At 44.8% G+C, this 22,913-nt stretch carries 20 protein-coding genes; 6 read left to right on the plus strand and 14 right to left on the minus strand.

Annotated elements, in window-relative coordinates; translation table 11 throughout:
- Positions 1-109 precede the first annotated feature (109 nt).
- Together ACED41_RS06075 and ACED41_RS06080 are read right to left on the minus strand one after the other, a co-directional pair.
- Positions 110-1,414, minus strand: coding sequence for an inosine/guanosine kinase (locus ACED41_RS06075; RefSeq protein WP_017060261.1), 1,305 nt, complete (start codon positions 1,412-1,414; stop codon positions 110-112).
- A 102-nt stretch (positions 1,415-1,516) separates the two neighbouring features.
- Positions 1,517-1,786 (minus strand): hypothetical protein, encoded by a 270-nt coding sequence (locus ACED41_RS06080; protein WP_010439986.1) that lies wholly within the window; start codon positions 1,784-1,786, stop codon positions 1,517-1,519.
- Positions 1,787-1,990: 204 nt separating this feature from the next.
- On the opposite strand from ACED41_RS06080, the gene mnmA reads away from it, so the two are divergent.
- From mnmA to purB, 3 genes are all read left to right on the plus strand, one after another.
- A complete protein-coding gene (gene mnmA / locus ACED41_RS06085) occupies positions 1,991-3,127 on the plus strand; it encodes a tRNA 2-thiouridine(34) synthase MnmA (RefSeq protein WP_371724654.1) in 1,137 nt (378 codons plus the stop codon).
- 43 nt (positions 3,128-3,170) lie between these two features.
- The gene (hflD, locus tag ACED41_RS06090; RefSeq protein ID WP_146491851.1) at positions 3,171-3,788 is read left to right on the plus strand and encodes a high frequency lysogenization protein HflD; all 618 of its coding nucleotides are present in this window, start codon (positions 3,171-3,173) and stop codon (positions 3,786-3,788) included.
- 143 nt (positions 3,789-3,931) lie between these two features.
- Complete coding sequence (purB, locus tag ACED41_RS06095) at positions 3,932-5,302, plus strand: adenylosuccinate lyase (protein WP_017068077.1); 1,371 nt, start codon at positions 3,932-3,934, stop codon at positions 5,300-5,302.
- Positions 5,303-5,616: 314 nt separating this feature from the next.
- Here purB and htpX read toward each other — a convergent pair whose 3' ends face one another.
- Positions 5,617-6,480 carry a protease HtpX gene (gene htpX / locus ACED41_RS06100; protein ID WP_029235495.1) on the minus strand — a complete coding sequence of 288 codons (864 nt, stop codon included), beginning with the start codon at positions 6,478-6,480 and terminating at the stop codon, positions 5,617-5,619.
- 276 nt (positions 6,481-6,756) lie between these two features.
- On the opposite strand from htpX, the gene ACED41_RS06105 reads away from it, so the two are divergent.
- Positions 6,757-6,924 (plus strand): hypothetical protein, encoded by a 168-nt coding sequence (locus ACED41_RS06105; RefSeq protein ID WP_017060256.1) that lies wholly within the window; start codon positions 6,757-6,759, stop codon positions 6,922-6,924.
- A gap of 114 nt (positions 6,925-7,038) precedes the next feature.
- Here the strand turns inward: ACED41_RS06105 and bioD are convergent, their stop codons facing one another.
- The 4 genes from bioD to bioB are packed head-to-tail and all read right to left on the minus strand — an operon-like array spanning position 7,039 to position 10,773.
- Positions 7,039-7,722 carry a dethiobiotin synthase gene (bioD, locus tag ACED41_RS06110; protein ID WP_017065314.1) on the minus strand — a complete coding sequence of 228 codons (684 nt, stop codon included), beginning with the start codon at positions 7,720-7,722 and terminating at the stop codon, positions 7,039-7,041.
- Positions 7,719-8,522 (minus strand): malonyl-ACP O-methyltransferase BioC, encoded by an 804-nt coding sequence (bioC, locus tag ACED41_RS06115; protein ID WP_371724655.1) that lies wholly within the window; start codon positions 8,520-8,522, stop codon positions 7,719-7,721. Before bioC ends, bioD begins: the two co-directional genes overlap by 4 nt.
- On the minus strand, positions 8,523-9,734 hold the full coding sequence (gene bioF, locus ACED41_RS06120) for an 8-amino-7-oxononanoate synthase (RefSeq protein ID WP_017060253.1): 1,212 nt from the start codon (positions 9,732-9,734) through the stop codon (positions 8,523-8,525).
- The gene (bioB, locus tag ACED41_RS06125; RefSeq protein ID WP_136974658.1) at positions 9,721-10,773 is read right to left on the minus strand and encodes a biotin synthase BioB; all 1,053 of its coding nucleotides are present in this window, start codon (positions 10,771-10,773) and stop codon (positions 9,721-9,723) included. Before bioB ends, bioF begins: the two co-directional genes overlap by 14 nt.
- A 159-nt stretch (positions 10,774-10,932) precedes the next feature.
- Between bioB and bioA the strand changes: the two genes are divergently transcribed.
- A complete protein-coding gene (bioA, locus tag ACED41_RS06130; RefSeq protein ID WP_371724656.1) occupies positions 10,933-12,210 on the plus strand; it encodes an adenosylmethionine--8-amino-7-oxononanoate transaminase in 1,278 nt (425 codons plus the stop codon).
- 124 nt (positions 12,211-12,334) lie between these two features.
- Here bioA and ACED41_RS06135 read toward each other — a convergent pair whose 3' ends face one another.
- From ACED41_RS06135 to lrp, 6 genes are all read right to left on the minus strand, one after another.
- Positions 12,335-12,601: a DksA/TraR family C4-type zinc finger protein gene (locus tag ACED41_RS06135; protein WP_017060251.1), complete on the minus strand. Its 267-nt coding sequence runs from the start codon at positions 12,599-12,601 to the stop codon at positions 12,335-12,337.
- 221 nt (positions 12,602-12,822) lie between these two features.
- Positions 12,823-14,130 carry a serine--tRNA ligase gene (gene serS / locus ACED41_RS06140; protein WP_017060250.1) on the minus strand — a complete coding sequence of 436 codons (1,308 nt, stop codon included), beginning with the start codon at positions 14,128-14,130 and terminating at the stop codon, positions 12,823-12,825.
- A 142-nt stretch (positions 14,131-14,272) separates the two neighbouring features.
- On the minus strand, positions 14,273-15,628 hold the full coding sequence (locus ACED41_RS06145) for a replication-associated recombination protein A (protein WP_017060249.1): 1,356 nt from the start codon (positions 15,626-15,628) through the stop codon (positions 14,273-14,275).
- A 64-nt stretch (positions 15,629-15,692) separates the two neighbouring features.
- Positions 15,693-16,289 carry an outer membrane lipoprotein chaperone LolA gene (gene lolA / locus ACED41_RS06150; RefSeq protein ID WP_017060248.1) on the minus strand — a complete coding sequence of 199 codons (597 nt, stop codon included), beginning with the start codon at positions 16,287-16,289 and terminating at the stop codon, positions 15,693-15,695.
- Positions 16,290-16,364: 75 nt separating this feature from the next.
- The gene (locus tag ACED41_RS06155; protein ID WP_171732194.1) at positions 16,365-19,535 is read right to left on the minus strand and encodes a DNA translocase FtsK; all 3,171 of its coding nucleotides are present in this window, start codon (positions 19,533-19,535) and stop codon (positions 16,365-16,367) included.
- Between the two features lie 163 nt (positions 19,536-19,698).
- Positions 19,699-20,193: a leucine-responsive transcriptional regulator Lrp gene (gene lrp, locus ACED41_RS06160; protein WP_004734558.1), complete on the minus strand. Its 495-nt coding sequence runs from the start codon at positions 20,191-20,193 to the stop codon at positions 19,699-19,701.
- Positions 20,194-20,349: 156 nt separating this feature from the next.
- On the opposite strand from lrp, the gene ald reads away from it, so the two are divergent.
- The gene (ald, locus tag ACED41_RS06165; protein ID WP_017060246.1) at positions 20,350-21,474 is read left to right on the plus strand and encodes an alanine dehydrogenase; all 1,125 of its coding nucleotides are present in this window, start codon (positions 20,350-20,352) and stop codon (positions 21,472-21,474) included.
- 155 nt (positions 21,475-21,629) lie between these two features.
- Here ald and ACED41_RS06170 read toward each other — a convergent pair whose 3' ends face one another.
- Positions 21,630-22,832 (minus strand): methyltransferase, encoded by a 1,203-nt coding sequence (locus ACED41_RS06170; protein WP_102393838.1) that lies wholly within the window; start codon positions 22,830-22,832, stop codon positions 21,630-21,632.
- Positions 22,833-22,913 lie beyond the last annotated feature (81 nt).

Below are 22,913 nucleotides of genomic sequence, written 5' to 3' on the forward strand. Positions count from 1 at the left end.
GATTAGTCAAATATGGCGTCGTTGAACCTCAAGCTGATTTGATCAACAACGCCCTATCAGTATTAGAAACCAACTGATACTGATAGTACTACTGATTAAAGAAAGTAACTTATCTTTCCCAGTACGCTTCTTCTAGGCTATCTTCTCTTTCAGGAAGGCCACGAGATAAACGTGGAGAGTGTTGAACCAACACTTCATAGCTAGCACGGTTAGAATATTTACAAACTTGTGAGAACGAAGAGTACGTCAAGAATGAATGTTGGTGTTTACTTGAGTTTGGCACGTTTTCTTTGTGGTACTTATTAGCAGCCATATCATGTAATAAAGCTGATAACGCAGCATCACCTGCACCATTGGTATTTTTGATCTTTTCTGGTCCACCCATGTATGGCGCAATGTGCGAATACACTTTAGTTGGGTTTTCACATAAATCTTTATGCGCAGGACGGCTAAATTCAAAACGGTTGAATTCCGCAATTGAACCTGGAAGTAAAGGCAGTGACGTTTCACGCTTAGCTGCATCTTCTGTATAACCAGCCATAAATAGGCCAACAGGTCCCGCAGTACATAGAACAAGGTCTACCCAGTCTAGCGCTTTATCTGATGCAGCCAGTGGATCGCTTTCACCCGTTAACGCTTCAGCTTCGTCTTCATTCATTGCAACAACCGTTACGTGTTGCTCAAGGAAATCTTTCCAGAATTCTGGATCATCTTGAATAACGAACTTAGTACCTAGTGTAAGAACGACTGGCACATCGTATTTCTTCGCGTATTCGATCGCTTTCATTGTTGCTTCAGGCATCGGGTCGCCTGGCTTACAGCGAACTAAATAAGCCGTTAAAACTAAAGCAGAAGCACTTTTGAAGATTTTTTCAGGAATGCTTTCTGGTTTTAATTGGTTCATTTGTCCTTCGCTAATTGCGAAAGTACGTTCACCGTCTTCTGTAATTAATGCAAAGCAGCGACCAATTGCGCCATCTACCCCTTGTAAATGGTTCAGATCCATTCTGCTTGATGTATTACATAAATAGCGATAACCGTAACTACCAATCTTAATATCTTGGCTCATTACACCTAACAGTGTAGAACGGTCATCCGCTAGCACTGAATAGTTGTGTAATGTGTTACCAATTGTGCCACCAGCGTATTCATTGGTAATCAGGCACTGCTCTTTTAATTCTTGATACAAAGATTCAGCGGCTGCGTCGCCAATAACCAGTGAATGTCCCTTGCTCAAACCATACTTCTCAATAAGTTCAGAACTCACCTTTGCTTCAATATCCACCAATGTTTGGTCAATACCGATAATATGAGTGCGTGACATTCTTTTACTGCTTTGAGCTTGGCTCACTAGAGGATCACGAGCGTGAACCGGAAAGTAGTGCTTTGATTTACGTTGTCCAGGGAATTTCATAGGGCTAGTCTAAGTCAAGGGGAAATAGGTGGCGGATTCTACCGCGCTATATTTAACGCGGCAATCTTTCAAACTATAGCAAACGTTTGCTGAAGGTTTTTTTTATTCGCCTTCCATAAAGCTTAAATCAGGCAGCATGCCCAAATGCTCTGCGTAACGTTTTTGATTAAACTCCGCGCCGTTTTTCATAACGTCAAATACTTCAATTGCCAGTGCACATGCCATAGCCGCAATTGCTTCTTCACGTGGAGTGCCTGTCATCATTAAACGCATCAACGTCTCTTTCACTTTCACTGGTTCGCCATCTTCAAGCTGGTTCTCGATGATCTCAATCAGCTCTTCTTCTTGCATAAATTCATTTTGTTCAGACATTTTTTTATCTCAGGTCTTGGATTTCGAGCGACTATGCCACATATACTTCTGACATCCTAGCGACTCACCTCGCTCTCATGCGATTCTCTAACAAAGTCAGCGCACTATTTGTGCAAATGAAACTGTGATTCCGGTCTCGGATCTGTCACGGCGTTTCTCTTTCTGTTAGAATCTGCGACCAAGTAATAGTAACGGTGTTTAGACATGTCAGATATCAGCTCTGGAAACAGCGAAAAGAAAGTAATTGTCGGTATGTCCGGCGGTGTAGATTCGTCAGTATCGGCGTATCTTCTTCAGCAACAAGGCTATCAGGTAGAAGGCCTTTTCATGAAAAACTGGGAAGAAGACGATAACGAAGAATACTGCACGGCAGCTGAAGATCTTGCTGATGCTCAAGCGGTATGTGACAAACTAGGTATCCACCTTCACACTATCAACTTTGCTGCAGAATACTGGGACAACGTATTCGAATACTTCCTTGAAGAGTACAAAGCAGGTCGTACACCTAACCCAGATATTCTTTGTAACAAAGAAATCAAATTTAAAGCATTCTTAGAGTTTGCGGATGAAGTGCTAGACGCAGACTACATTGCGATGGGTCACTACGTTCGTCGTACTTTCCCAACTCAAGAAGAGCTTGATGCTGGCGTAAAACCAGAAATGCTACGCGGTCTAGACAGCAACAAAGACCAAAGTTATTTCCTATACACGCTAAGCTCAGATCAAGTGGCACGCAGCCTATTCCCTGTCGGTGAATTAGAGAAGCCAGAAGTGCGATGTATTGCTGAAGAGCAAGACTTGATCACAGCTAAGAAGAAAGATTCAACAGGCATCTGCTTTATCGGTGAGCGCAAGTTCACTGAGTTCCTAGGCAAATACCTACCAGCACAACCGGGTAACATCGAAACACCTGAAGGCCAAGTGATTGGTCAACACCAAGGTTTGATGTACCACACGCTAGGTCAGCGTAAAGGCCTTCATATTGGCGGCACTAAAGGTGGTGGCGGTAACGAAGAACCATGGTTTGTTGGTGAAAAAGATCTGAAGCGTAATGTTCTGATCGCAGTACAAGGTAAAGATCACCCTCTTCTAAAATCAGAAGGTTTGATCGCTTCTCAGCTTCACTGGGTAAATCGCACACCAATTACTGAAGTTATGACATGCACGGTAAAAACACGTTACCGTCAAACCGATATTCCTTGTACAATCATCCCAATTGATGATGAGAACATTAAGGTTATTTTTGATGAGCCACAGATTGCTGTGACCCCTGGTCAATCGGCAGTGTTCTACCTAGACGACGTTTGTCTTGGTGGTGGTATCATCGAAAAGCGCATCTAATCAATCAAACGATAAACGATAGAAGACAACTAGGAGTTACTACGTGGCTAATACACTTTATGACCGTACTATTGCTTTCGCCGGAATTTGCCAAGCTGTGGCTTTGGTTCAACAAGTAGCGAAAGACGGCCATTGTGATAAAGATGCCTTCGAAGCTTCACTCAGTGCCATTTTAAATACCAACCCAGCGAATACCGTGGGCGTGTTTGGACGTGAAGCGAACCTAAAGCTTGGCCTGGAGTGCTTAGTAAAAGGTATCGATAGTACTCCAGCAGGTAGCGATATCACTCGTTACATCATCAGCTTGATGGCGCTTGAGCGTAAGCTGTCTTCTCGCAACGATTCTATGTCTCAGCTTGGTGATCGCATTCAAACTGCAGAGCGCCAAACTGAACACTTTGATCTGTTTGACGAGCAAATGATCAGCAACCTTGCGAGTATCTACCTTGATGTCGTCAGCCCTATCGGCCCTCGCATTCAGGTTTCTGGTACTCCGTCTGTACTTCAGCAGACATCGAGCCAACATAAGGTTCGCGCACTGCTTCTATCAGGGATTCGAAGCGCTGTGTTATGGCGTCAAGTTGGCGGTAAACGTCGCCACCTTATCTTCGGTCGTAAGAAGATGATCGAGCAGGCTCAAATCCTACTAGCTCGAATGTAGTTTATTAGCTCGCGCCTCGTCGCGAGCTTGTTTTTTGTATCAACACAACTCTCACGCAAACGATTGCGCAATGTGCGTGACAATTGAGATTGTTACTGGTATAAACCTCTCAAAATTTAGAAAACTCAATTCAGGAGAACACCATGGAACTGTCAGCATTGACTGCTGTTTCACCAGTAGACGGCCGTTACGGAAGTAAGACTATTGCATTACGCAGCATCTTTAGTGAGTTTGGACTACTAAAGTACCGCTCTATCGTTGAAATTCGTTGGTTACAAAAGCTTGCAGCAACTGATGCAATCAAAGAAGTACCAGCGTTCAGTGCAGAAGCTAACCAGTTTCTTGATGAACTAGCCGCTAACTTCAGCGAAGAAGATGCTCTACGTATCAAAGAGATCGAGCGCACGACTAACCACGACGTTAAAGCGGTTGAGTACTTCTTGAAAGAGAAAGTTGCTGGCGTTCCTGAACTTCACGCTGTAAACGAATTTATTCACTTTGCATGTACTTCTGAAGACATCAACAACACCTCTCACGCGCTTATGCTTAAAGAAGCTCGTGACACCGTGATTCTTCCAGAAATCCGTAACGTAATTGATGCTATCAAAGCACTTGCGAACGAGTACCGTGATATTCCATTACTGTCTCGTACACACGGTCAGCCAGCTTCTCCTTCTACTATGGGTAAAGAGATGGCTAACGTTGCGTACCGTATGGAACGTCAATACAAGCAAATCGAAAACGTTGAGATCCTAGCGAAAATCAACGGTGCTGTAGGTAACTACAACGCACACCTTTCTGCATACCCAGAAGTTGAATGGCACCAGTTTAGCGAAGAGTTCATCACTGAATCTCTTGGCGTAACTTGGAACCCGTACACAACTCAAATCGAACCTCACGATTACATCGCTGAGCTATTCGATGCAATTGCTCGTTTCAACACTATCCTTCTAGACTTCGACCGTGACGTTTGGGGCTACATCGCTCTTGGTCACTTCAAGCAGAAGACTATTGCTGGCGAAATCGGTTCTTCGACAATGCCGCATAAAGTTAACCCAATTGACTTCGAAAACTCTGAAGGCAACCTTGGTCTAGCGAACGCAGTATTCAGCCACCTTGCACAAAAACTTCCAGTTTCTCGCTGGCAGCGTGACCTTACTGACTCTACGGTTCTTCGTAACCTAGGTGTGGGTGTTGGCTACGCAATCATTGCATACACTTCGACTCTGAAAGGTATTAGCAAGCTTGAAGTTAACCGCGCTGCGCTACTTGCTGAACTAGACAAGAACTGGGAAGTATTGGCTGAACCAGTACAAACAGTAATGCGTCGTTACGGCATCGAAAAACCATACGAGAAGCTAAAAGAGCTAACTCGTGGTAAACGTGTAGATGGCGAAGGCATGCGTGCATTCATCGATGGTCTTGAGATCCCTGAAGACGAGAAAGTTCGCCTGAAAGAGATGACTCCAGCGAACTACATCGGCCAAGCAATCGAGCTAACTGACAAACTGTAAGGTTCGAATTTCGAATCACAGAATAGACTAAGGCTTCCCATGTGGAAGCCTTTTTGTTGAGCGGAACAAAGTGTATTGAGCACAAGAGACGTCAGCAAAATAATACAAAGCAACCCAGTATCATTACCCTACTCATCTCAATCCGTGCGATATCAACCAATCAATATCGTAATGCTTCATCACCAGTAACCCTCTATCGCCAGACACCTATTCCTCGAATACTTACTGTCTTAGATGCCAAGATCAAAAAAGACCTCCCGAAGGAAGCCTTTCAAATGTATCTTGTCGATTAGCGACTGAAGAATACGTAGCGATTACATGTTACGTAGAGAAGCAATACGCTTGTCTAGCGGCGGGTGGCTCATTAGAAGCTCTGTTAGAGACTTCTTACCGTTGATACCAAATGCCATCATAGAACCTTCTAGTTGTGGCTCATGGCTCACCTTTAGGCGCTCTAGCGCTGCAATCATCTTCTCTTTACCTACTAGGTTCGCTGCACCTGCATCGGCATGGAATTCACGATGACGGCTGTACCACATCGTAATGAAGCTTGCTAAGAAACCAAATACCAATTCCAACACCATAGACACACCGAAGTACACCATCATGTTGCTGCCACCCTCTTCTTCGTTGTCATTCGACGCAACAATGTTGGCGATGAAACGAGATAGGAAGATAACGAACGTGTTCACTACACCTTGCATTAACGTCATGGTCACCATATCACCGTTCGCGATGTGGCTCACTTCATGCGCTAATACTGCTTCAGCTTCATCACGCGTCATGTTGTGCAGCAGGCCTGTTGATACTGCTACCAATGAATCGTCACGCTTAGCACCTGTCGCGAATGCGTTGATGTCTGGCGAGTCGTAGATCGCCACTGTTGGCATACCAATACCAACTTGTTGAGATTGACGGCTTACCGTCTCCATCAACCAATGTTCTGTTTCGTTACGTGGGCTTTCAATGACCATGCCGCCTACCGAGCGTAGCGCCATTTTCTTCGACATCATTAATGAAATGAATGAGCCGCCAAAACCAAATACCGCAGCCATCACCAATAAACCTGAGAGGCTACCGGGTTGCATACCTGTAACTGCGTATACAACATTAAGAACAACACTTAGTACCAATACAACCGCTAGGTTAGTTGCAAGGAACAACATTACTCGCTTCATTACTTATCTCCGCATGAAAGCTGTTTTTATAAACTTATTGTTATAGACAAGGTAGACAGCAATAGATTCCAACCTTGAAGACTTATACTTACTTATACATATAGTCTTAGATTAAGAAAACAAGGTTAAGCATTAAATTGCAACATTTGATTACGAGACCATATCCGAATTAAATCCACTCTATTAGACCTAAGTCGTATGGTGTCGATATAACAATCCGTTTACAGTGACTTCAGATGATTTATTGGCTAGTCCATGTACAAAAAGGAAAGGATCATGGTTGAAGGTACTAACACTCAAATGGCTATCGATTTACTGTGCTGTCACCTAGGGATTACTGAAGAAGAAGCGAAAAAGCAGGTTGGAATCCTAACACCGCAAACGGCACAGACAAAAATCACAGAAACTCAGCAAGCTTTAATGGGACTGACTAAAGAACATTAGTTCTAAGCTTGTTTATTAAAAGACCGGTTGTTTATCAACTCAAGGTCTAAAGGCTTAAAATAGCAAAAGGGCTGCAATCGCAGCCCTTTTCTTATTTAGTACATAACGTGGTAATTAAAGCTCAAGCAATGGCTGTACATTAATGTACTTGCCAATATTCTTAGACTTCGCTTTTGGTACGTAAGGGATCTCACCTAACTTTGGTGCACCTAGCTTATCTTCAAGCATCGCAATAATATCAGCGTAATGTTCAGTGCCTGGATTAATACGGTTTGCTACCCAACCAACTAAGTTTAGTCCGTCAGCACGAATCGCTTCAGCAGTTAGCAGTGCGTGGCTCAAACAACCAAGCTTAATACCCACAGTCAGTACCACTGGAAGCTGCTCTTTTTTAACCCAGCTAGACAAGTATTCATCATCTGAAACCGGTACACGCCAACCACCAGCACCTTCAACTAACACGATGTCAGAGTTTTGCTTATGCTCTTCCAGCTTTGCAGATAATACGGCTTCATCAATCACCACGCCGTCATGCTTAGCAGCGATGTGAGGCGATGATGGTAGCAACAACGCGTATGGATTGACGTCTTCGTAAGCAATATCTTGCGTCGCCGCTTCTTGAAGATGCAGTGCATCACTATTACGTAGTCCTTCAGGGGATTTTTCACTCCCTGCAGCAACTGGCTTGTAACCAATTGTTGATAAATCTTGTGCGGCCAAAGCTTGAAGAATCGCTTTTGAAACCACAGTTTTTCCCACTTCGGTATCCGTACCTGCAATGAATAATGCATCAATCATAATTGAATAACCCCTAAACAAACTTGATATGTTGCTGGTAAGAAACCTTGATGGTTCTTAAACTCTCGATATTCCCGATCAACAAGCTGCAACATGCGACGACTTGTTAAACCTTGTGAGCGACCACTTACGTGATTAGCGCCGATACCTTTAAGGTCGCGCATCAGTTCAAACGCAGTGTCGTACCAAACGGTGATGGTGGGCAAGTCTAGTTGATGAACGGTACAGCTAGATTGCGCTAACGCAATTTTTACCTTATTGATTGTAATAAAATGGTTAACGTGTTGATGTGCGTCAATTTTGGACCACGACTTTTTCAGTTCAAACAGCGACCCATCAAGCAAAGTTGAGAAAATAACACGCCCACTAGCCGCTGTAACACGCTTCATCTCTCTCAAAGGCGACGACAAATCGTCACACCATTGCAACGCAAGGCTAGAGAAAACGATGTCAAAGCACCCATCTTCAAACGGCAATTGTTCGGCATCGGCTTGTTGATATAAAGATACAGATGCACCACACCGCTTCTCTGCTGTTGCTAGCATTCCAACAGAAAGATCAGCGCAAACCACTTCGGCGCCTCGTTTTACAAGTTGCTCGGAGAAATAGCCAGTACCACAACCTAGATCCAGCACCTTAAAGCCTGACAGATCGCTGGGTAATTTATCCAGTAATCGGTGGCCAACATCGCGTTGAAATTCAGCGTGTTTGTCATAGGTTGTTGCCGCTTTACCAAAGGCTTCGGCAATCGCACTCTTATCTTGGCCAACGTAATTATGCACTACTGCTTCTTGTGACATTTACTGAGCCTCTTTATTTGATTCAAAGCTTGGATGGATACCCGGTTCAGTGCTTAAGTCGATGTTTCGTTCAATGGCTTGATGCAACGACCTGGTTAACTGGAGAATCTGTTTTGGGCTATGGTTAGCTGTTAACGTGATTCGTAATCGAGCAGTTCCAGCAGGTATGGCTGGCGGCCTTATTGCGGTCACCCAAACTTGGTTTTGCTTTAACTCTTCAGCTATTGATAATGCCGCTTGTGCTTCACCTATCACAAATGGCTTAATCGGAGTCTGAGTATCCACAAAGCCTTTCAAGCCGCTCACCTGCTCTGCATAGAGAGACCCTAACTCAGTCAGCTTTTCTCGGCGCCACTCTTGAGTTTGAGTCATCTTACAGGCATGAGATAAAGCCACCGCTTGTGAAGGTGGCATCGCCGTCGAGTACACATGATGACGAGCAAACTGAGTTAAGTAATCACCCACTTCTGACGAGCAAAGAATCGCAGCACCAGAAACGCCAAATGCTTTGCCAAAGGTCACCACCAAAATATCGGGGGAGATTTGTGCTGCACTGCAACTCCCAGCTCCTTTATCACCTAATACGCCGATACCGTGGGCATCATCAACCGCCAACCAACTGTCGTATTGATGAGTCAGGTTAGATATCTGGCTGAGAGGCGCTTGATCGCCGTCCATGCTGAATACGCCCTCAGTGACGACCAAGGATTGTAGAGATCGGCTTAATAGAGACTCTAGATGCTGCGTGTCGTTGTGTTTAAAGCGTTTCATGGTTGCATGAGAAAGCATCCCCGCTTCCATCAAAGAGGCGTGATTAAGCTTGTCTTGCAGCAGAGAGTCGTCTTTTTCGAGCAGAGAAAACAACAAGGCTTGGTTCGCACTGAAACCAGAACTAAAGAGAATCGCACGTTCAAAGCCCAACCATTCACACAGCTGAGCTTCTAAATTTCTATGAGCAGGACTAAAACCCGTGACCAATGGCGATGCCGCACTGCCAGCACCATAAAGGGAAAGCCCAGCTTGCCACGCCTCCACCAATTCAGGGTCGTTCGCCAAGCCTAGGTAATCATTACTCGAAAAATTAATAAAGCGAGAACCTTCGCAATTAAGCAAAGGACCATTACTGTTTTCGAGCACTTTAAGTTGACGAGTTAGCCCCTGCTCACGGCGTTGAACAAGGGCATCTTTGATACGGGATTTAAACAGTGGCATCGTAGAACATGTCATCTTTCGTTGGACGAGCAGCAACGCGCTCCACTACTTGATCTAACAGTTCGTTTTCTTGAATTTCATCAGGCTTCTGAGCCACTTGTTGGCTGTTGATGCCTAACTTCTTAAACAGCTGCATGTCCGTGTCTTCATCTGGGTTTGGCGTAGTCAGTAGCTTACAACCGTAGAAGATAGAGTTCGCGCCAGCCATGAAGCACATCGCCTGCATCTGTTCATTCATATTCTCGCGACCTGCAGATAGACGAACCGCTGACATTGGCATCATGATACGAGCAATCGCAATCAACTTAATGAAGTCAAAAGATTCAACATCATCGACGTTTTCCATCGGTGTGCCTTTCACTTTCACGAGCATGTTGATTGGCACACTCTCAGGGTGTACCGGAAGGTTCGCTAGCTCTACCAGCAGGCCTGCACGGTCATTGGTACTTTCGCCCATACCAATAATGCCACCAGAACAGATCTTCATACCGGCATCACGTACGTGAGATAGCGTATCTAAACGATCTTGGTAAGTACGAGTGGTGATGATGCTGCCGTAAAACTCGGGAGACGTATCAAGGTTATGGTTGTAGTAATCCAAACCTGCATCCGCTAACTCGCCAGCTTGATCAGGGGTTAACATGCCTAGTGTCATACAGGTTTCTAGACCCATACCTTTCACACCTTTGATCATATCAGTCAAGTGAGGCATATCGCGTTCTTTCGGGTTTTTCCACGCCGCGCCCATACAGAAACGAGTCGAGCCCGCGTTCTTGGCTTTTTGCGCCGCATGCAAAACACGCTCTACTTCCATTAGGCGTTCTTTGTCGACATCCGTTCGGTAGTGAGCACTTTGAGGACAATACTTACAGTCTTCAGGACAAGCACCGGTCTTAATCGATAGAAGCGTACTCACCTGCACGTGGTTGTGCTCTTGGTACTGTCTATGAACCACTTGAGCTTCAAACATTAAATCCATAAACGGTTTTTCAAGCAGCGCTGTTACTTCAGCAACTGTCCAGTCATGACGAACTTCCACGTGTCGATCCTTTTTTATTATTTGATGTTTCATCTCTATCAATAGAGATTGCATTTATGCTTGGCTAGTCTACCGACAAGCTTTAGACTGTCAACACATTGATAATATCAAAAGTTTACATGTGGTTATTTTTTAACCACACCAAGAATGGAAGTTACTATGGATCTCGCCTTTGATCGCCAGCATATCTGGCATCCCTACACATCAACGTTAACACCTCTGACCTGCTATCCAGTCACCAACGCAGACGGTGTTCACCTAGAATTAGAAGGCGGAAAACGAATTATTGATGGTATGTCATCTTGGTGGTCAACCATCCACGGCTACAATCACCCTGAGCTAAATGCTGCGGCTCACAGTCAAATCGATAAGGTTTCACACGTTATGTTTGGTGGTATCACCCACCAGCCCGCTATCGATCTATGTAAGAAGCTTTTGAATCTCGCGCCAAGTAATCTTGAGCATGTATTTTTGGCCGATTCAGGTTCAGTAGCCGTAGAAGTTAGCCTAAAAATGGCACTGCAATATTGGCACGCTAAAGGACAACCTCGTTCAAAGTTCCTCACACTAAGAGATGGCTACCACGGTGATACCTTTGCGGCGATGTCAGTGACCGACCCTGACAACTCGATGCACAGCCTCTACAAAGGCTTTTTACCGGAACATATTTTCGCTGATTCACCAAAAACAGGCTTTTGGGATGAGTGGAACTCAAGTGACATCGATAGTTTTCGAGAAAAGCTGGCAGCACACCATCAAGAAGTCGCAGCGGTGATCTTAGAGCCTATCGTTCAAGGGGCTGGCGGCATGCGCATCTACCACCCTGAGTTCCTAAAACAAGTTCGCTTGCTGTGTGATGAATTCAACGTATTGCTGATCTTGGATGAGATTGCGACCGGATTTGGCCGCACAGGGGAACTGTTCGCTTGTGAGCATGCCGATGTTCAACCGGACATATTATGCGTAGGCAAAGCTTTAACTGGTGGCTATATGACATTGTCAGCGACGCTTGCGAGTAAGGAAGTTGCTGACACGGTATGTGGCGGTGAAGCAGGCTGCTTTATGCATGGGCCAACCTTTATGGGCAACCCATTGGCTTGCGCAGTCGGTGCGGCAAGTTTATCCATCATCGAGCAAGGCCATTGGAAAAATCAGACTCAACAGATTGAACAGCTCTTTTCTGAGTTGTTACCACCGTTGCGAGAACATGAACTGGTTAAAGACGTGCGTTGGTTAGGCGCTATTGGCGTCGTTGAAACTCACACACCCGTCGATATGGAAGCCATTCAAGCTCACTTTGTAGAGCAAGGCGTTTGGATCCGTCCGTTTGGTAAGCTAATTTATATGATGCCTCCGTTTATTATCAAACCACAACATATTGAGCAATTGGTCGCTGCTATCGACACTGCATTACAAAATACTCATTGCTTTAAATAAGGCGTTTATTGCTCTAAACAAGAGCGACGATTATTTCTATATATCTTCATTAATAAATCATTTAATTAAACTAAAAGGCCTTACATAAAAGTAAGGCCTTAACTGCTTGAAGGTAACCGTCAGTTTAACGTAATTGGCTATCTTTACTTGCTCGACGGTTAAACAATGAATGTCGATGTGCGTCATGCTCTAATATTGACTGACATTCTATACACAAACGAACGCCTTTGATCGCGCGTCGTCTTTGTTCCGGAATCTCATCACCACACTCATCACAATAACGCAAACCCTCACCACCTCGAAGGTTTCCTCTTACACGAGAGATCTCATCATCAATGGTATTTTGTATTTGCTGGCTGACACTATCGTCACCAGCCCATCCTACGGCCATAAGCCCTCCTCAGTATTTGAACGAGAAAATCTATACCTACCGCGGTAAGAGCATATTATAGCCACATTTAAGGATTGTAATAATTATCAAAATCAATAAAACACTATTACACATAGGTAACAAAAATTATTTATTTCTCGCCACTGCACTATTCTATAGGCAATAAAAAACCCAGCCTGTTGGCTGGGTTTTATAAGTAACCTAATGCTTAATCAATCTAATTAACCGATGTGCGTTACGCCGCCCATGTATGGTTGAAGTACTTCTGGGATAGCAATACGGCCATCTGCTTCTTGGTTGTTCTCAAGGATAGCAACCATAGTACGACCAACAGCAAGACCAGAACCGTTTAGTGTGTGTACAAGTTCAGGTTTTTTCTCGCCTTTACGACGGAAACGAGCTTGCATACGACGCGCTTGGAAATCCCACATGTTTGAACAAGAAGAAATCTCACGGTAAGTCTCTTGTGCTGGAACCCATACTTCTAAGTCGTAAGTTTTCGCAGAACCGAAGCCCATGTCACCTGTACATAGAATCACTTTACGGTAAGGAAGCTCTAGAAGTTGAAGTACTTTCTCAGCGTGGCCAGTTAGCTCTTCAAGCGCTGCCATTGAGTCTTCTGGCTTAGTGATTTGTACTAATTCAACTTTGTCGAATTGGTGCATACGGATAAGACCACGAGTGTCACGACCGTAAGAACCCGCTTCAGAACGGAAACACGGCGTGTGAGCTGTCATCTTAAGTGGCAGTTCAGCTTCATCAGTGATCGTGTCACGAACCATGTTCGTTACCGGTACTTCCGCAGTAGGGATAAGCGATAGAGTCTTAAGAGGTACGTCACTTACTTGCTCAGTTAGCGGGCTTGTGTGGAACAAGTCTTCGCCGAACTTAGGAAGTTGACCAGTACCGTAAAGGCTATCGTGGTTCACTAGATACGGTACGTACATTTCTGTGTAGCCGTGCTCATCAGTGTGAAGGTCCAGCATGAACTGAGCAATAGCACGGTGTAGACGTGCAAATTTGCCTTTCATCACGATGAAACGAGAACCCGAGATTTTAACTGCGCTAGCAAAATCAAGACCGCCAGACATTTCGCCAAGATCGACGTGATCTTTCACTTCAAAGTCGTAAGTCTTAGGTTGACCCCAACGAGAAACTTCTACGTTATCGTCTTCATCTTTACCATCTGGCACTTCTGCATCAGGTAGGTTAGGAATAGACATTGTGATCGTTTCTAGCTCAGATTGAAGATCAGCCAATGCTACTTTAGCTTGGTCTAGTTCTGCGCCTAAGTTGCCTACTTCTGCAAGGATACGCTCAGCTTCTTCATGGTCGCCTTTTGCTTTCGCTTGACCAATGGACTTCGATCGAGAGTTACGTAACGCTTGTAGCTCTTCAGTTTTCATCTGAAGGGACTTACGTTTTTCTTCAAGTTCACGAATTGTCTCTACATCAAGGGTGAAGCCTCGACGTGCTAATTTTGCCGCTGTTTCATCCAGCTCAGCTCGAAGTAATTTAGAATCCAGCATTGCTAATCCTATGCTTTAGTTATTTGAATATTCAGTAGCTTGCTACTGAATCACTGCTAAACCCCTAAAACTGGTGTTATTTCGACCAATTTATAACGATTTAATTGAAATTTTATGACTAGGTAACGATATCCAAAAAAGACTACTTTTCATAGCGTTTTTGTGGGCTTTTTGCGTCCAAATCCGCCAGATAATCTAGCTTCTCGCCAATTTTGGTCTCTAAGCCTCGTTTTGTTGGGAAATAGTATTGCTTCTCTCCCATTTCAGGAGGCAGATACTTTTCACCAGCGGCGTAGGCTCCTGGTTCGTCATGAGCATAACGGTATTCTTGCCCGTAGCCCATGTCCTTCATCAAAGTTGTCGGTGCATTTCGCAAATGATGCGGCACTTCATATTCAGGAAGATTGTGAGCATCTGTTAACGCTTGCTTCCACGCGGTGTAAACGGCGTTACTCTTTGGTGCACATGCGAGATAAACAACCGCCTGCGCAATCGCACGCTCCCCTTCAGCAGGGCCAATGCGCGTGAAGCAATCCCAAGCCGACATCGCTACCTGCATGGCGCGAGGATCAGCATTACCGATATCTTCAGAAGCAATCGCCAGCAAGCGTCTAACGATATACAAAGGATCACAACCCGCAGCAATCATTCGTGCTGACCAGTACAAGGCCGCATCAGGGTTTGAGCCACGAATTGACTTATGAACCGCGGAGATTAGGTCGTACCAAATATCACCCTTGTTATCGAAACGAGCGACTTTCTCACCAGCCACTTCAGCCAACAACTGCAAGGTTATCGCTTTCTCGCCTTTATCGTTGTCTTCTGCCATGTCATACAGCAGTTCAAGGTAGTTAAGCGACATACGCGCGTCGCCGTTAACCAGTTCTGCAAGGCGATCTAAAACATTATCAGCAAAATCAACAGGCACATCACCTAACCCACGTTGCTTATCTTCAATCGCTTGGCGAATGACAAGAGAAATATCATCTGTGTTCAGGGACGTCAGTTTGTAGACACGCGCACGTGACAACAAAGCGTTGTTCAGTTCAAAAGATGGGTTTTCTGTCGTCGCACCAATAAAGGTCACGGTGCCATCTTCGATATGAGGCAGAAAAGCATCTTGCTGACTTTTGTTAAAGCGATGGACTTCGTCCACAAACAGGATGGTTCTGCGCCCTGCTTGCTTGTTCTCGCGCGCTTTTTCAATTGCAATACGAATGTCTTTTACGCCCGAGGTTACCGCCGATACACGTTCCACTTCAGCATTCGCATAGTTTGCTGCAACTTCGGCTAACGTCGTTTTACCGGTGCCCGGAGGCCCCCACAAAATCATCGAGTGGATATGGCCCGCTTCCAACGCTCTGCGAAGTGGTTTACCTGGGCCTAATATATGCTGCTGACCGATGTACTGTTCGACAGTTTCCGGTCTCATACGAGCAGCAAGGGGACGAAAATCTTCGTCCCCCGCAAAATCTAAGCTGTAATTACTCAATTGCAATCTCTTGATTCGTTGATGGCATTAATGCCTATCGACGTACTACCAAACGATCTGCTTGTTTAGATCAGTTTCTTTGGTCGTCGACCTCGACACCTTCCGGTGCCACAAAAGTAAAGCGGTCTGCTGCAGGTTTACCCAAATCAACATTGCTAAAGGTAAACTCACCTTTTTGACCGTCTTGTTCAATCACATTAAAGCCCTGAACAATGCCCTTTTCGGTGATATTAATCTGGAAGTCACCCTGATTAGAATCGACAGCAGTTGGCGTTAGCGTGAATTGGTTACCCGTTTGCGCCACATTATAATTATCCCAATCACTTTCTTGGTTACGTGTAAGCAGGACAAAAGGTGTCTGTGATGTCGCTTGCTCTTGCCAATAAATGCTCACTTGCTCAATGAACGGGCTGTAGTACCACAAGCTTTGGCCATCAGATACCAACAAGTTTTCATCAGGGAACGTGGTCTCCCAGCGGAACAGGCTTGGGCGTGCAATCTCTACCGTGCCCTCACCTTCCATAACAACATCACCATCAGGGCTGGTCACGACTTGTTTAAAGTCAGCGCTGAAGCCTGCGTTTAATGCCAAGCGGCTACTCAACTCTTCTTTCGGAGAAGCAAACACTGAGAAGCTCATAAATAAAAGTGCGAATACTTTTTTCATCAATAATCCTGTTAGAACATAAGTCGGTCATATTTTCGATTTGACCGACTGAATAGTTATGAGTTCCTACCGGAACTAATCTTTTGGTGGCGCTGGTGCTAAGACTTCTCGGTTACCGTTATGACCTGGAGCACTTACGATACCTTGAGCTTCAAGTTGCTCGACAATACGTGCAGCACGGTTGTAGCCAATCTTGAATCGACGCTGTACACCTGAAACTGAGCCACGACGTGAATGAACAACGTGTTCTACCACCTGATCAAACAGAGGATCGACCTCTTCATCACCTTCCATCTTCTCACCCGGAAGCAAGGTTTCTGGAGTTTGTTCGCCGTTGGTGATTTCATCAATATAGTTTGGCTTACCACGCGCTTTCCAGTTATTCACGACTGCGTGTACATCGTCATCAGATGCAAAGGCACCGTGAACACGAGTTGTATGGCTAGAACCAGGAGGCAAGTAAAGCATATCACCCATGCCCAATAGTGATTCCGCACCACCTTGGTCAAGGATAGTTCGTGAATCCGTTTTAGTTGATACCGTAAAGGCCACACGGGTTGGAATGTTCGCTTTAATAAGACCAGTAATAACATCCACTGATGGACGTTGCGTCGCTAGGATCAAGTGAACACCCGCCGCACGTGCTTTTTGTGCCAAACGTGCAATCAGTTCTTCAACCTTCTTACCAACCACCATGATTAGGTCGGCAAATTCATCAACGATAACCACAATGTAAGGCAGTTTCTCAAGCAATGGCGCTTCTGGGTCCATGCTGTCGCCCGGCTTCCACAGTGGATCGTGAATTGGGTGACCCGCTTCCGCTGCCATCTTAAGCTTATCGTTGTAACCTTTAATGTTACGAACGCCTAATGCTGACATCAGCTTATAACGTCGTTCCATCTCGCCAACACACCAACGAAGGGCGTTCGACGCATCTTTCATGTCGGTTACCACTTCAGACAATAGATGAGGAATACCCTCATAAACCGATAGCTCAAGCATTTTCGGGTCGATCATGATGAAGCGAACATCTTCCGGTGATGCTTTGTAAAGCATACTCAGAATCATTACGTTCACACCTACCGACTTACCAGAACCGGTTGTACCTGCAACCAGAACGTGAGGCATTTTCGATAGATCAGCAATAACGGCTTCACCAGCGATGTCTTGTCCTAGAACCACTGTCGTTGGCGATTTCGCTTCTTGGAACTGAGGGCTAGCAACCACGTCTGAGAAGAATACCGTTTGGCGACTCATATTCGGCAGTTCTAAGCCAACATAAGGTTTACCCGGAATCACTTCTACGACACGTACTGCCAATGCAGAGAGCGAACGCGCTAAGTCCATAGAAAGGCCAGAAATACGGCTTACTTTCACACCTGGAGCCAGATCAAGTTCGAATCGAGTGATTACTGGACCTGGGAAAATGTCGACAACGTCTGCTTTGATCTTGTAGTCCGCTAGCTTAGATTCAACAAGACGAGCAATTGCCTCTAGCGCATCACGGTCAATAAAAGTTTCACGCTTTTCAGGGTGGAATAACAATTCAAGCGTGGGTAATGGCTCAGCAGGCTTAGGTAAATTAACATCTTGTTGAACCAAGAACGGATTCTGCGCCGCTGCCATATTCGCTTGGGCTTCAGAAACAATGCTTTGGAATGCGGCGACATCTTGATCTTGATGCGCAGGTTCTTCTTCCGTTACTTCTTCCCAAGGAAGATCAACAGTTGGCTCTAGGTTTTGTGCTGTTGGCTGTTCAGGTTCTGAATGTTCTTCTTGATAAGGGAAAGGTTCAAACTGTTCTTCGATTAATGCTGCGTCAGCTAATTCAGCTTCAGCCTGTTCTGATTCAAGCTCTGAGCCCTGTTGGTAGCTTTGCTCTTCCGTAACATCAAACGGTGAAGGTTGTGCAGAGAAATCGTCTTCCACGGTTGCTTCTGGCTCGCCCATAGGTGAAGCGTATAAAGATTCAGGTTGAACATCTTCAGAACCAAATTCGCCATTTACTTGTGGTGAGCTATCTAATTCTGGTTCAGCACTTTTAAGGTCAGCATGAGCAGGGCCAACTTCTGGTTGTTCGTTCTGCATGTATTGTTGGTAAGCAACCTGAGAATCATGCGCGTCAACCTGATCTTGTTCTGCTAGGTCATCTTCATACATGGCCGCATTTTCTAGCTGCTCTATCGTTGCATTCAACTGTTTAGAGCGCTCAATACCTTCTTCTAGCGGTTCTTCTGGCGCTTGGTAAACAGCTGCTGCAGGGATCGTTTGCTCTGACTCAATTACCGCTTGAGGCTGAACCTGAGGTTCTTCATGAACAGGAGCTTCTTGTTTCGCAGGAGCATCGACAGGCATATGAATATTGTAATGACGCTTCGGCGATGCAGCATTGTCTCGCGCATTTGTCGCCACGTCTGCCGACTCATTGGTCGCAGAAAAACTCATCGCAGGATCTAGCGGATCATGCTCTGTTGATTCTTTGTTGCCTTCTATAGCAGGAACATCGCGGTAAGTTGGCGCTTGATGCTGCTGATGACGTTCTTCGATTAAATCGCGGTCTGCTGATTCTCTTAATTGAGGCTCAAGCAGCTCTTGGTCTTGGCCACGAGCCTTATTAACAGTAGACGTGAAAAATTTGATGGCACATTCACCCAACCATTCCACAATGCTTAGCCAAGAGATACCGGTTAATAGAGTGAAACCAGCACCCCATAAGAAAAGAAGAACCAGCGTACTACCAAGAACATTCAACGTTGGAAGTGCAAGGCTTGTTAAAACGTCACCTACCACGCCACCGGATGAAAAGTACCAGATGTCGTCAAAGTTGATATCCGCTAAACCACAACTCGTAAGAATTAGGATAGTCAGGCCAAGTAAGCGAGTGCCCCACAGCATGAAGTCGATCTGCTCGTCTTCATTACGTTTGCGGAATAAAACCCACGCAGCAACCGTCACTAAGATAGGCAGAGGGTAAGCCAAAGAGCCAAATACGAAGAAAAGCGTATCCGCCAACCAAGCACCTAGGTAGCCACCCGCATTTTGAATGTCACCACCCCACGCCGTTTGCGACCATGATGGGTCTGCAGGACTAAAAGTTAATAACGCAACGGCAAGTAGAATAGAGAAGAGAACACCGAGAATCAGACTGCACTCTTTGAGACGTTGAGAACCACTCAAACGAGGAGACTGAGGCTCTTCACTCGTTTTAATGATTGTTTCTACTTTATTACTGCTCTGCTTGAACATAAACCAACTTAATAATTAAACGGGATAAAAACATCTCGAGCGGCCAAAGCCGCTCGTTTCAATGAAACTACTGTTGATTTAACCATATCAAACAGAAAAACCCAATTCCAGAAAGCAAGAAAGCGGAACAAATGTCCGCTTTCTTTCATTTCACCAATTGTGACTAACGAGTTTTAATCACAAGTTGATTGGTTTGTTTCACTTCTTCCATTACTACGTAAGTTCGAGTGTCGTTTACGCCCGGTAGACGAAGTAACGTATCACCCAGTAGCTTACGGTAAGCACCCATATCAGATACACGTGTTTTTAGAAGATAGTCAAAATCACCCGACACTAAATGACACTCTTGGATGTCATCCAGTTTCTGCACAGCGGTGTTGAATTGTTCGAACACATCTGGCGCACCACGGTTCAACGTAATTTCAACAAACACTAAAAGTGAAGCATCAAGGTACTGTGGGTTCAGCAACGCTGTGTACCCAGTAATGTAACCTTGACGTTCTAAACGACGAACACGTTCAAGACATGGAGTTGGAGAAAGTCCTACTCGTTTTGAGAGTTCAACGTTTGAGATACGACCGTCTTTTTGCAACTCATTAAGAATGTTGCGGTCAATACGATCTAGTTCCTTGGACGGCTTCTTATAATTGTCTGCCATTTTTTATTCCACCTTATTACTTCCTTGCAAAAAAATATACTACAACTTTTTAATATTCAGTATCAAATTTTATCTAAACCTATCTATACTAGATATTAATTCGACAGAATTACCCTACACATAGATAAAACAACCAAAATAAAATGAGGAGTCAGGATGATCATTGGCGTACCTAAGGAAATCAAGAACCACGAATACCGCGTTGGTATGACCCCAGCTAGCGTGAGAGAACTAATCTCACACGGCCACCAAGTTTTTGTAGAAACCAATGCCGGTACTGGTATCGGTTTTTCAGACGATGATTACATCGCTGTAGGCGCATCCATTCTTCCTACTGCTGCTGACGTTTTCGCGAAAGCAGAGATGATTGTAAAGGTTAAAGAACCTCAAGCTGTCGAGCGAGCTATGCTTCGCGAAGGGCAAATATTATTTACCTATTTACACCTTGCACCAGATTTTCCACAAACTGAAGAGCTTATCAAGAGCAAAGCTGTCTGCGTAGCCTATGAGACTGTAACAGATAATATGGGTCGCTTGCCACTATTAGCACCAATGTCTGAAGTAGCTGGTCGTATGTCTATTCAAGCAGGTGCACAAACATTAGAGAAATCTAACGGTGGTTGTGGTCTTCTTCTTGGTGGCGTTCCAGGTGTTGAACCAGCAAAAGTTGTTGTTGTTGGTGGCGGTGTTGTAGGTGCTAACGCAGCACGTATGGCTGTAGGCCTTCGCGCTGATGTTACAATTCTTGACCGTAACGTAGATACACTGCGTCGACTTGATGAAGAATTCCAAGGTCGCGCAAAAGTGGTTTATTCTACTGAAGACGCCATTGAGAAGCATGTTCTAGAAGCAGACCTAGTAATTGGTGCAGTACTAATTCCTGGCGCAGCAGCTCCAAAATTGGTTACAAAAGAGCACATCGCTAAGATGAAGCCAGGTTCAGCAGTTGTTGATGTTGCAATCGACCAAGGCGGTTGTTTCGAGACTTCTCACGCAACCACTCACGCAGACCCAACTTACATTGTTGATGACGTAGTTCACTACTGTGTTGCAAACATGCCTGGCGCTGTTGCTCGTACTTCAACTTACGCACTAAACAATGCAACACTTCCTTACATTGTTAAGCTAGCGAACAAAGGCTACCGCGAAGCACTTCTATCTGATGAAGGCTTCCTAGAAGGTCTAAACGTTATTCACGGTAAAGTAACTTGTAAAGAAGTTGCAGAAAGCTTTGACCTTGAATACGTAGACCCAGCAGAAGCAATCGCAATGTTTAACTAATGATGTAATGACTAACTGAACGCAATAATCTTCTCGTTGAAGCGTTCAGTTAACTCATACACATTAAACAAAAAGCCAGTACGACATTATGTCGCGCTGGCTTTTTTGCATTAATGGATTTAGTTCGTAAAAACACGTAACAGTACGGTTTACCACTAGCGCTCGATTTTAACCCCATGAATCAATAGATTTCTTGGCGTAATACTGCGTTCACAGAACTCTTCAATCGTAGCTTCATAACCTTGCTCTTGCAGATAGATAGCGCGATCTAAAGCCAGCCATATCTCTAATGGTCGTCTAAAGACTTGTTGAACCAAACTCAGCTTTTCCATTTCCCAGAAAAGCGCTTCGCCTTGAATCAAATAAGAGTCAAAATCAATATCTGAGCCCAGCGATAGCTCTTTCACTTCAGATGCCCAACGGCAGAAAGATTCAAAACCCTCAGCTAACTCTGATTTTTTGATGCTCGGTACAGGAATGTATTCGTCAATGTTAAGTTCAGCCTTAAGCAACTGGCTGAAGCCTAGACGATAGCTCATCTCTAGTTGACGATGTCTTTTTACTCTTTCACCACCAGTAACGGTTTCTTGAAGCGGGATTCTCAAGTCGCTCTTACTTAACGTTAATGCTGAGCTTTTCGCGATAGAAGACATCGCTTGATAGTTTTCGTCTCGAATAAGATGATAACAACAAGGAGAAATAGTGACCGCTGGTAGCCCATGTGACACTGACTTTTTAACTAGCTCAACATGAAGATCACCACAAGCATGAAGGGCCACGGCATGTTGGTACGAATTAAACACGTCATCGGCCTTGTCTGAAAACGCATCTCCTTGAACAAAATCCATCGCTAACTTCTGGTCATCCGCAATCTTTTGTCCGCTTTCGCATAACGATTGCTGCCATTCAAAGCTAGTGACTTTTTGATCCGATTGCTGAGATAGGATTCGACCAAGAAAGCCTTTACCAGAACACCACTCGAGCCACTCTTTGCCATGGTGATGGCATAATGCAGCCTCGCCCATTGCGACAATTTGATGTAGCTTTCGGCCAGGAATACCATCAGCAGTACCACGTGGGAGGTCTAAACCAACCAAAGCAGTGTTATCGAACTGGATGTTTTGGGTAGCAGTTTCTAATTCAGGTAGGAAACGAGTCAGTTCCTCAATCAAAAGCTGAGGCTGCTCTTTTAAGGTTTGAATGCTTTCATTATCTAAGCTTTCTAACCAATCAACGAGTGGACGATTGACCTCTTTCCACGGCTGCTGTTGAGTTTGGCATAGGTGAAAAGGCTCTGAACGCCAGTAAATCTGGTGCTCTAGCAAAAATGAATCGAGTATTTTAAATCGTGAATGCATGCTTCCCCCTATGATGCGTGGATTGTAGGGGTAAGAGGTCGAAATGGAAAGGCCCGATAAAGAAAACGAAAACTAAAAGCC

Origin of the sequence: Vibrio sp. 1F255 (assembly GCF_041439145.1) — a bacterium.
Taxonomy (GTDB): Bacteria; Pseudomonadota; Gammaproteobacteria; order Enterobacterales; family Vibrionaceae; genus Vibrio; species Vibrio crassostreae_C.

Coding starts and splice junctions, on each gene's coding strand:
- ACED41_RS06075 (WP_017060261.1), bottom strand. CDS start 1,414: ATGAAATTCCCTGGACAACGTAAATCAAAGCACTACTTTCCGGTTCAC.
- ACED41_RS06080 (WP_010439986.1), bottom strand. CDS start 1,786: ATGTCTGAACAAAATGAATTTATGCAAGAAGAAGAGCTGATTGAGATC.
- mnmA (WP_371724654.1), top strand. CDS start 1,991: ATGTCAGATATCAGCTCTGGAAACAGCGAAAAGAAAGTAATTGTCGGT.
- purB (WP_017068077.1), top strand. CDS start 3,932: ATGGAACTGTCAGCATTGACTGCTGTTTCACCAGTAGACGGCCGTTAC.
- htpX (WP_029235495.1), bottom strand. CDS start 6,480: ATGAAGCGAGTAATGTTGTTCCTTGCAACTAACCTAGCGGTTGTATTG.
- ACED41_RS06105 (WP_017060256.1), top strand. CDS start 6,757: ATGGTTGAAGGTACTAACACTCAAATGGCTATCGATTTACTGTGCTGT.
- bioD (WP_017065314.1), bottom strand. CDS start 7,722: ATGATTGATGCATTATTCATTGCAGGTACGGATACCGAAGTGGGAAAA.
- bioC (WP_371724655.1), bottom strand. CDS start 8,522: ATGTCACAAGAAGCAGTAGTGCATAATTACGTTGGCCAAGATAAGAGT.
- bioF (WP_017060253.1), bottom strand. CDS start 9,734: ATGCCACTGTTTAAATCCCGTATCAAAGATGCCCTTGTTCAACGCCGT.
- bioA (WP_371724656.1), top strand. CDS start 10,933: ATGGATCTCGCCTTTGATCGCCAGCATATCTGGCATCCCTACACATCA.
- ACED41_RS06135 (WP_017060251.1), bottom strand. CDS start 12,601: ATGGCCGTAGGATGGGCTGGTGACGATAGTGTCAGCCAGCAAATACAA.
- serS (WP_017060250.1), bottom strand. CDS start 14,130: ATGCTGGATTCTAAATTACTTCGAGCTGAGCTGGATGAAACAGCGGCA.
- lolA (WP_017060248.1), bottom strand. CDS start 16,289: ATGAAAAAAGTATTCGCACTTTTATTTATGAGCTTCTCAGTGTTTGCT.
- ACED41_RS06155 (WP_171732194.1), bottom strand. CDS start 19,535: ATGTTCAAGCAGAGCAGTAATAAAGTAGAAACAATCATTAAAACGAGT.
- lrp (WP_004734558.1), bottom strand. CDS start 20,193: ATGGCAGACAATTATAAGAAGCCGTCCAAGGAACTAGATCGTATTGAC.
- ald (WP_017060246.1), top strand. CDS start 20,350: ATGATCATTGGCGTACCTAAGGAAATCAAGAACCACGAATACCGCGTT.
- ACED41_RS06170 (WP_102393838.1), bottom strand. CDS start 22,832: ATGCATTCACGATTTAAAATACTCGATTCATTTTTGCTAGAGCACCAG.